This is a genomic window from Methylocaldum sp. (assembly GCF_039794385.1).
GTDB lineage: Bacteria > Pseudomonadota > Gammaproteobacteria > Methylococcales > Methylococcaceae > Methylocaldum.
In genome coordinates this window covers 1-9,157 of record NZ_JBDIVO010000190.1, presented here as the reverse complement: position 1 = coordinate 9,157, position 9,157 = coordinate 1, and the positions used below count along the sequence as shown (strand labels likewise).

Genomic DNA, 9,157 nt, shown 5'->3' with positions numbered 1-9,157 from the left:
GTATCGGAAGGACATCGACTCATCATGCCGAATACAGACACCAACCGAGCGACGGGCGGCTCCGTCACCGGATCGGGCCCGGCATCGCTCGCCGGGCGCCGCGTGCTGATCGCCGGCGCCAGCGGCGCCATAGGTGCGGCGATCGCCGCAGCCGTCGCCGACGCGGGCGCACGGGTCTGCCTGCATTACCATCGGAGCAGCGGCCCCGCCGAGCGCTTGGCCGAGCGCATCAACGCAGAGCGGGGGCAGTCCCGCGCCTTTCCGGCGCAGGCCGACCTGACCGACCGCGAAGCGGCGGAAAACCTGTTCGATCGGGCGTTCGATCGGCTGGGCGGCGTGGACGTCCTGATCAATTGCATCGGCACGGCGCGCGACGATTCGATCATGATGCTGACCGAACGCGATGCGGACCTCATGCTGCGGGGCAACCTGGCGCCGGTCGTCTACCTGTGCGAGGCAATGCGGCGCAGATGCGCCGCCGGAGATTACGGCCGCATCATCAACATCACCTCGATCACCGGCCTGGTGGGACAACCCATGCGTTCGCTGTACGGGGCGGCGAAAGGCGCGGTCATCGCCTACACCAAGGGACTGGCGCGGGAAATCGCCGGCCGCGGCTGGACCGCCAACTGCATCGCGCCGCAGGTCCTCGACGGCGGCATCGCCGATGTCATGAAACCCCAGGTGCGCGCCGCGATCATGGGCAGCACGCCGATCAAGCGCAGCTGCACCCCTAATGATCTGGTCGGTGCCGCCCTGTTCCTTGCCTCGGCCGAAGCCGGCTTCATCACCGGAACGGTCTTGAACGTCACGGGGGGGCTGGTCACATGGTAAGCCATCCCCGTATCTGGCTCCTGGGGCGCGAAACCTACGCCGGCGCACTCGCGGACATGCTGGCCGCGCAAGGCGCCACGGTCCACCACTCCGAGGAATCGGACGCGACGAATGCCGAATCGGCTACGGAACGTCTGGAACGATCGGCCGAAGCGGCTCACGCGGCGCTCGGCGGAATCGATGCGCTGGTCTTTCTCGACCGCATGCGCCAAGCCTCGGCCGAGCCCGATCCCGATCCCGATCGCGTGTTGACGGAAGCGATAACTGCGAGCCAGCGGCTGTTCCTCGCGGTACGCGCGCTCGCGCCGAGAATGGCCAAAGACGGCGTCGAAGGCAACGTGATCGTGATCTGCGACGACGCCGCCAGCAGCGGGCGCGAAGGCTTCCTGGCCGGGTCCGCCGCGGGCGGCGCGCTGATCGGCATGAGCAAATGCCTGGCCAAGGAACTCGGCCGCTACCGGATCGCCGTCAACGTCCTCTGTCATGGCTTCATCGAGGGCATCGACACCGGCGCCCGGCTCACGGTCCACGAACAGATGTTGTTCAAGGTGATGGGGCTTGCCAGGCATGGCAATCCGGGCCATCTCGCCGCCAATATCCTGCATCTCGCTCGCGGCGGCCATTGGATGACCGGGCAAGTGCTGCGGGTGGATGACGGTTTGATCATCTAGACACGGGAATGCCGCGAGTTTCAAAGACCACGAGCGAATCACACGAGAACGAAAAACCTATGGGCTTCATTCAAATAAGCGAATTGCACAAGACCTACTGGCTCGGCGAGAGCCAGGTGCATGCGCTCCGCGGCGTTTCCCTCGCCGTGAACGAAGGCGAGCGCTTGTTCCTGGGCGGCCCCTCGGGCAGCGGAAAATCGACGCTGCTCCACATCATCGGCTGTCTCGACCGCTTCGATCAGGGACGTATCGTCGTCGCGGGACGCGATGTCGCCTCCGCCGACGATCGGGCGCTAGCCGACTTCCGCGCGCGCTACATCGGCTTCGTTTTTCAGAATTTCAATCTGCTGCCGGTGCTGACGGTATTCGAGAACGTGGAATATCCCTTGCTCCTAAACGGCGAGAAAAGCGCCAAGAAACGCCGCAGCCGGGTCGAAGGCATGCTCGAGGCCGTGGGGCTGCTCGGACACGCCAAGCACTATCCGAACGAGCTCTCCGGCGGGCAGCGGCAGCGGGTCGCCATCGCCCGCGCGCTGGTCCATCATCCGCGCCTTCTCATCGCGGACGAGCCGACGGCCAATCTGGATTCCACTACCGGCGAAGCGATCATACAGCTCATGCTGGACCTCTCTCGCGAGCAGGGCTCGACGGTGATCATCTGCACCCATAACCGGGAACTTCTGGAAAATGCCGAACGCTGCATCCTGCTGCGGGACGGCAAGATCGAGAACGACGCGACGGCGGGAACTCAGGGGAGGACGGCGGCATGTTTCTGATCAAGGTTGCCTGGCGCAACATTCTCCGCCACAAGCGTCGTTCGCTGTTCGCCCTACTGACGATTCTCTCGGGCGTCACCGGCATCATCCTGTTCGGCGGTTTCGTCGAGGCCAATTATATCGGCCTTCGGGAATCCGTGATTCGCAGCCAGTACGGGCATCTCCAAATCCACCGCGCGGGCTACGAAGCGAACCATAGGCAAGACCCCGACCGCTACCGCATGCCGCTGGAGCAGGCCGAACGGGTCAAGGCGCTCCTGGAGAGCAACCCCCACGTACAAATGACTTCGCGCAGGCTCGAGTTTACCGCGCTCCTGGGTAACGAAAAGAATAGCCAGGCGGCCATCGTGCGCGGCGTCGATCCGGAGACGGAGACGCTGATCAACTCCGCGCTGACGATCATAGACGGCACCGATCTGGACGAGGAGGAACCCGAGGGCGTATTGCTCGGGGAAGGTCTGGCTCAGGCGCTCAACGTCAAGGTCGGCGACCAACTCTCGCTACTCGCGTCCACCGTCAACGGAGTGATGAATGCGGTCGACGTGACGGTCCAGGGCATCTTCCAAAGCTTCGCCAAGGAATACGACGATGCCGCCATGATGATGACGCTCCCGCACGCGCAGCAACTCCTCAATACCCAGTCGGTCGACACCGTCGTGGCGCTATTGGACGAGACCATGGCCTTGGACGCGGTGGTGGCGGACGTGGCCGACCGCAGCCGGGCGCAAGACCTCGGCATCGAATGGATCGAATGGCATAAGCTGGCCACCTTCTACCAGAAGGTGGTCGATCTATACGACGGCTTTTTCCTGTTCATCAATCTGGTGATTTATGTGGTCGTGGTGTTCGGCGTGGCCAACACCATGATCGTCACGGTCATGGAGCGCACCGCCGAGATCGGCACGCTGCGCGCCATGGGCACCCATCGCGGCGGCATCGTCCGGCAGTTCCTGACCGAAGGCCTGATGCTGGCCGTCCTCGGCGCCGTACTGGGCGTCCTCGCGGGTATCGCCCTGACCTATTCGCTGAATGCCCTCGAGATCATGATGCCGCCGCCTCCCGGATCATCCAAGGGCTATCCGCTCCGCATCGCGTACGTTCCCTGGATCTGGGCCGGTTCGGTCGGCGCGGTCGCCCTGATCGCCCTGTTCGCCACCCTGGTGCCGGCCATGCAGGCGGCTCGGAAATCCATCGTCGATGCTCTGAGATACGTTTGATCACTACCCATTCGTGAGGAAACACCCATGAAATCCGTTTTATTCTTCGTGACCGGCGCTCTGCTGCTGGCCTTGTCCGCTTCCGTGGCGGCCGAAGACATGCCGACGGGCGAAACTCCGTCGGCGGTCGAATTGCTTCGGAAAGCCGACGAATACCGCAATTTCAAAGGCAAATCGTTTGCTTTCGAACTCAAGCTGCGCAGCATCGAGCCCGACGAGGCCGAAAAGATCTTTCTGCTCAAGGCCGAGATCCTGAATGCCCACACCTCGCTGATCATCTACGCCGATCCCGTCAGCGAGCGGGGCAAGGCGCTCCTGATGGATCAGAGCAACCTCTGGTTCCACTCGCCCTTGAGCAGCAAGCCCATCCGTATCACGCCACAGCAGCGGCTGCTGGGCGAAGCCTCCAACGGCGACGTCGCCAGTACCGATTTTTCCGGCGACTACGATCCGACCTACCTGAGGCGCGAAACCGTGGACGGCATCCCCTGCCACGTCCTCGAACTGAAGGCCAAGCCCGACAGTCTCGCGACCTACGACAAACTGCACCTCTGGATACAGGAGAAGAACTTCATGCCCTACCAGGCGGAGTTTTTCGCGGCTACCGGAAAGCTGCTCAAAACGGCGCGCTATACGCGCTATGAGAAGCTTCCCGACTTGGGCGGCAAGGAGCAATTGGTCACCATCGAGATCCAGAACCCCTTGAGCGCGGGCAAGAAGACCATCATGGAATATTCGCAGTTCAAGGTCACCGAACTCCCGGTTTCCCGGTTCACCGTGTCGGCGCTCAGCAGGCTGAGATGAAATCGACCCGCCACGGCGCAATCGCTCTCATGCTGACGGCAGCCTCCTTCAGCCCCTCGGCCCCGGCCTTCGACCTGGGCGGTGTGGGTGTTCGCGGACAGGCCGAGGCCGCGTGGCAGTATGCGCCGCCCCGCGACGACACGCCCTTCAATCCGGACGGGCGGATTCTGGATTTCCCGGCGCACACGGGCATCCTGGGGCTGCGCCTGTCGCCCATTTACGGCTCTGGCCCCTTCACGCTACGGGGCGATTTCTGGGGACAGGAACGGATACGCAGCACGGATGGGGATGCGGACTTCTACACGCAGGCGGCGGCGCTCGACTGGAACGTTTCCGACAACGTGGTGCTCAGCGGGGGCGTCGACATTTTCAAGTGGGGTCCCGGCTACATCTGGAACCCCAGCAATCCGTTCCAGGACCAGGAGCTGAATTTCGAAGACCGGGTTTTCTCGTACAAGCGGAACGGCGAGGTCTACGCCAGCCTCGACTGGACCGGGGAGGACGGCTGGGGCGCCAGCGCCTACACGCTCAACCATAAGTCTCGGGAAAAAGTCTACGGACCGGATAACCGCTACGAGTGGGCCTACGCCCTGCGCCTGCGCAAGCAGTTCACCAGCAGCGACGCGGCGCTCACCTATGCCCGTATCGGAGACATGAATTTCGTGGGTGGATCTTATTCGGCCGCGATCGGCGACAAGCTCGAACTGCACGGCGAATTCAGCGTGCGCGACCGCCGCCGGACGGCGCTGCCGCGACGCATCGACCTGCCCGGCGGAACCGAGAGTTTTTATGTATTCGACCGCGACGACCGACGCGAATGGCGGCCGCAATTCCTACTGGGCGGACAGTACACGACCGAAAGCCTGGTCAACGTTATCGTGGAATATCTGTACAACGGCGAAGGCTATAGCGAAGGGGAGTTCGACCGGTTGGAAGACGCCGCCGGATCGAGCACGCCGCTGCTCGACTCCCCCCTGGGACCTGCGGCCGGCGGATTCCTGGGCACGGCGAACACGCTGCTCGGCCGCATGCAGCGCCACTATCTGTTCGCCCGCATCTCCGACAGCCATTTGATCGGCGACCTGGACGCCCGCGCCTTCCTCCGTTACGGAATCGAGGATCAGGGCGTGTTGCTCGGCGGATTATTGCGTTACCCGATACTCGACCGGGCGGCCATTCTCATGGGCGGCCAATACTACGGCGGCGCATCCGGATCGGAAACCCAAGATATCCCCTTCGGTTTCGTCGTGTATTCCGGGTTCGCCCTTTACCTTTGATTTCGATAACTACCTGAAGGTGTTCACGATGAAAAAAAAGACAGTGCTTGCCGTGGCGGCGGCCGCCTTCATCGGCGGCTGCGGAAAGGAATTTCCGGAGACGCCGTGGTCCTCGGCGGATATCGAGCTGCGCCGGGCGATCGAGCATCAGATCGACTACGACAGTCGACTGGAACTGGCGCGCCTGGACTTCATGCACAATCGGATCGACGAGGCCGACGCGCTGCTCCGGGAACTCGTCAAGGAAAATCCGGACGATATGACGGCGAAAGCCTGGTTCGCAGCGAACGAATGCAAGATCGCCGGCCGAACCGGACCTTGGCTGCTCGGCATGGAAAAACTCTATTTGGTCTGGGATTGTCTGAAGGACCTCGACGAAGCCGCCCAAAAGGCGCCTGACGACTTCACGGTGCTGCTCGTGCAGATGAATACGGACGCCGAGGTCGACATGTACGGTTCCATGCAACGTGCCCTCGATACCCGGGCACGCCTGGAAAAACAGATCGAGACGAGACCGGATGCCTACCCGCCGTCGGCCCGATCCGCCTTTTTCGAGACGGCGGCCCGCATCGAAGCCCTGCGGAACAACCCGCAAGCCGCGACGGACTACTGGCAGCGGATCGTCGCGCTGAACGCAGACCCCGACGGCGTCGAGCGGGCGAAACGGGAAATCGCGGCATTAGCCCAGACGCCGCCGAACCATTAGAGCATTTTCCGATTGGGTGTCAGAGCGCCCGACAGGTAGGTCGGCAATCCCTTGCCGACAAAACCCTTTGCCGAGCCGATAAGTCGGCAAGGGATTGCCGACCTACGTTCTTCCCTCCCGACACGAAGCCGTACACCGGGATGAAAAACGCTCTAAGTACATTCCATACACTTTTGCGGAATCTCGACAAATTAGTTCGATTGGCGGATTTCTCCTGCAGTGGTGCGTATGCCGCAAGACTTCCCTGAATGTACTTAGGCTTCCACGCGGTCGCGCCGCCCTTTTTACCAAAACCTTTGGGGCGCCCTCGTCACCAAAACGACCAATTTTTGGCGACGAGTGATCGCCTGCGGCACGTCTGCCTTTCCCATCGCAATCGTGTCTTTAGTGGGCATTTTTCACTAAGGAAGCTCTGATTAAGTCCTTCGACAGGCTCAGGACAGGCTTGTCGAACGCTCTCCTGAGCCTGTCGAAGGGCATGAACGGAATCCACTTGTTCAGAGCTTACCTAACGCCTGGCAGAGTGGATTGGGCAATCGCCGCGCTTCAATATGTAGGCGAAAATAAGCGGTGGGTCGGCAATCCCTTGCCGATCCACCGCCATGTCTCCCGCCGGGTCATGTCAGGAAAGATTTCCCCGTCCAGCCGGCTTCACTTGAGGGGGTTTGGCGTGTAAGCCTAGTCCTACAAGGTTTTCCGTATTTCACCGACTTGACCGTCATGCTCTTTGGGCGTTTCCTAGCGCGGTATCGCACCGGAAAATTTCGCTTTCATTGCGGCGTTCCCAGCTTGTTCGAGCTGCAATTCCGGACCAGCCGTTCAGCTCGTTTTTTCTAGCTCCGTCGAGTTGACCTACGCCCAAGTGACCCGACAAGTGCCGGCGGTTTGACGTATCGGCCCGAGACCGGCTGTCGAGTGTGGCCGGCAGACCGGTGAAGGGCCAAATCGGTGCGATGCTCGATAGAGGTAAGCGGTATTGGAGAGGGACAAATCGGCCGACGCTTGAGCGTCTGTCACATTTTGGATTCGGCTGACGTACAACGTAGTCGGATGATCTCAAACAGGAGGAGAGATTACATGAGCAAGAAGACGGTCACCATTTACGCGCTAAGCCTGTGCCTGATGGCAGAGCCCGTTGTGACGCAGGCATTGACGCCATCCGAGGAGTTGGGAAAGTCCATATTCTTCGACGAAAATCTATCCGTCAACGGCAACCAGGCCTGCGCTGCCTGCCACGCGCCCGAGGCGGGCTGGACCGGCCCCGACTCCGCGCTCAACGCAGCCGGGACGGTGTATGAGGGTTCCATAAGCGGCCGATTCGGCAACCGCAAACCGCCCAGTTCGGCCTATGCGTCCCCCAGCCCGGTCTTGCATTATGTAATCGAAAAGAAGGACGCATTATTCATCGGCGGCAACTTCTGGGACGGCCGCGCCACTGGCGAAAAACTGGGCAACCCGGCCGCGGACCAGGCACAAGGCCCTTTCCTCAATCCCTTGGAGCAAGCCCTGGCCGCGCCGGCCGATGTCGTTTCGAGAGTTTGCGGCAGCTCCTACGCGAGCCTTTTCAAGCAAGTCTGGGGATCGGATGCCTGCGATCCGGACAAGGTGGACGCCGCTTTCGACCGCATCGCGCGCTCCGTCGCCGACTTCGAGGCCTCGCCCGAGTCGAACGCCTTTACCTCGAAATACGACTATTATCTAAAAGGCGTGGTCAAACTGACCAAGCAAGAGAAGAAAGGGCTTAACCTATTTAAAGGCAAAGGAAAATGCGTGAACTGCCATGTCGTGGATCCGGGTCCCAACGGCCAGCCGCCGCTGTTCACCGACTTCACTTATGACAACATCGGCGTGCCCCGCAATCCCGACAACCCCTTCTATACCCAGTCCGAGTTCAACGCCGCGGGTTTTGGCTGGATCGACCTCGGTCTCGGCGAATTCCTGGCGAACCGCTCGGATTATCAGCAATTTGCACCGGCCAACCTGGGCAAACAAAAGGTGCCCACGCTGCGCAACGTCGACAAGCGGCCGTATGAGGGTTTCGTCAAGGCTTTTGCACATAACGGGTATTTCAAGAGCTTGAAAGGGATCGTTCATTTCTACAACACTCGGGATGCCAAACCGACTTGTCTCAATCCGTTCACGACGGAAGCGGATGCGCTGGCTCAAGACTGCTGGCCGGCACCGGAAGTTCCCGTGAATGTAAACACCGACGAATTGGGCAATCTTCATCTGACCGACGATCAGGAGGATGCGATCGTCGCTTTTCTGAAGACACTGTCGGATGGATACCACCCCTAACTTGGTCGTCCACCGGGCCGCTGACGCGGCTCGGTGACCGCCTCGCGAGTCATCAAAAAAGAAGAAGAAATATGAAAAATCTTATCTTGATCACGATCGGAATCGTTGGAAGTCTCGCTCTCCTGAGCTCATTCGCCATAGTCCACAGTGCGGGTACCGGAAACACTATCGAAGGATGTATCGGCTTTCTGCCGGCCGGGAAGTCCTATTCCTTCAACATCGCGGGAAGCGTAGACACAACCGGCGCCAGCCCGAAGATGGCTGGGTCGTTTACGCTTTCCGATCCCACTCTCCCGGCCGAACGCGCCGAACTGCCCGAAGAGGCGAAAGGTTTTGCATCGTGCGTCGCCGCCTTGATTCGGTGAGAATCGACACGCGCGAGTTGCTCAGCGATCGTCATTAGGCTTACCTTAGGAAAATACGTCGTTGGCGCTGAACCCGACTTCGCCTATTAACCCGGCCTATAAATATAGGCCGGGTTAATCCGGGGCAGGGATGCCCCGGCGCGGCGACAAGCCGCGTGAGCCCAGGCCGGGCGTGTACCGGGCCTGGGCGGCGGCCCGAAATACCAGGA

9 protein-coding genes are annotated in these 9,157 nt (G+C 61.1%); all 9 read left to right on the top strand.

Going from position 1 to position 9,157, the window contains the following annotated elements; all coding sequences use genetic code 11:
• A partial coding sequence (locus ABJK70_RS15455; RefSeq protein ID WP_347258403.1) for an SDR family oxidoreductase occupies positions 1–834 on the top strand: 834 nt, incomplete at its 5' end.
• On the top strand, positions 828–1,505 hold the full coding sequence (locus tag ABJK70_RS15450) for an SDR family oxidoreductase (RefSeq protein WP_347258402.1): 678 nt from the start codon (positions 828–830) through the stop codon (positions 1,503–1,505). The genes ABJK70_RS15455 and ABJK70_RS15450, both read left to right, overlap by 7 nt.
• A gap of 59 nt (positions 1,506–1,564) precedes the next feature.
• Entirely contained in the window at positions 1,565–2,281 is a 717-nt protein-coding gene (locus ABJK70_RS15445) for an ABC transporter ATP-binding protein (RefSeq protein ID WP_086133513.1), read from the top strand.
• A complete protein-coding gene (locus ABJK70_RS15440) occupies positions 2,272–3,498 on the top strand; it encodes an FtsX-like permease family protein (RefSeq protein ID WP_133717189.1) in 1,227 nt (408 codons plus the stop codon). Before ABJK70_RS15445 ends, ABJK70_RS15440 begins: the two co-directional genes overlap by 10 nt.
• A 27-nt stretch (positions 3,499–3,525) precedes the next feature.
• Positions 3,526–4,302, top strand: a complete 777-nt coding sequence (locus ABJK70_RS15435; RefSeq protein WP_347258401.1) for an outer membrane lipoprotein-sorting protein — start codon at positions 3,526–3,528, stop codon at positions 4,300–4,302.
• Complete coding sequence (locus tag ABJK70_RS15430) at positions 4,299–5,579, top strand: hypothetical protein (RefSeq protein WP_347258400.1); 1,281 nt, start codon at positions 4,299–4,301, stop codon at positions 5,577–5,579. The genes ABJK70_RS15435 and ABJK70_RS15430 overlap by 4 nt, the downstream gene beginning before the upstream one ends.
• A 28-nt stretch (positions 5,580–5,607) precedes the next feature.
• Positions 5,608–6,285 (top strand): hypothetical protein, encoded by a 678-nt coding sequence (locus ABJK70_RS15425; protein WP_347258399.1) that lies wholly within the window; start codon positions 5,608–5,610, stop codon positions 6,283–6,285.
• A 1,077-nt stretch (positions 6,286–7,362) separates the two neighbouring features.
• On the top strand, positions 7,363–8,583 hold the full coding sequence (locus ABJK70_RS15420; protein WP_086133510.1) for a cytochrome c peroxidase: 1,221 nt from the start codon (positions 7,363–7,365) through the stop codon (positions 8,581–8,583).
• Positions 8,584–8,654: 71 nt separating this feature from the next.
• Positions 8,655–8,948 carry a hypothetical protein gene (locus ABJK70_RS15415; protein WP_077730653.1) on the top strand — a complete coding sequence of 98 codons (294 nt, stop codon included), beginning with the start codon at positions 8,655–8,657 and terminating at the stop codon, positions 8,946–8,948.
• The last annotated feature ends 209 nt before the right edge of the window (positions 8,949–9,157 follow it).

Bases quoted from the DNA above. Each gene is read 5' to 3' on its own strand.
- ABJK70_RS15440 (WP_133717189.1), top strand. From the start codon at position 2,272: ATGTTTCTGATCAAGGTTGCCTGGCGCAACATTCTCCGCCACAAGCGT.
- ABJK70_RS15445 (WP_086133513.1), top strand. From the start codon at position 1,565: ATGGGCTTCATTCAAATAAGCGAATTGCACAAGACCTACTGGCTCGGC.
- ABJK70_RS15420 (WP_086133510.1), top strand. From the start codon at position 7,363: ATGAGCAAGAAGACGGTCACCATTTACGCGCTAAGCCTGTGCCTGATG.
- ABJK70_RS15450 (WP_347258402.1), top strand. From the start codon at position 828: ATGGTAAGCCATCCCCGTATCTGGCTCCTGGGGCGCGAAACCTACGCC.
- ABJK70_RS15435 (WP_347258401.1), top strand. From the start codon at position 3,526: ATGAAATCCGTTTTATTCTTCGTGACCGGCGCTCTGCTGCTGGCCTTG.
- ABJK70_RS15425 (WP_347258399.1), top strand. From the start codon at position 5,608: ATGAAAAAAAAGACAGTGCTTGCCGTGGCGGCGGCCGCCTTCATCGGC.
- ABJK70_RS15430 (WP_347258400.1), top strand. From the start codon at position 4,299: ATGAAATCGACCCGCCACGGCGCAATCGCTCTCATGCTGACGGCAGCC.
- ABJK70_RS15415 (WP_077730653.1), top strand. From the start codon at position 8,655: ATGAAAAATCTTATCTTGATCACGATCGGAATCGTTGGAAGTCTCGCT.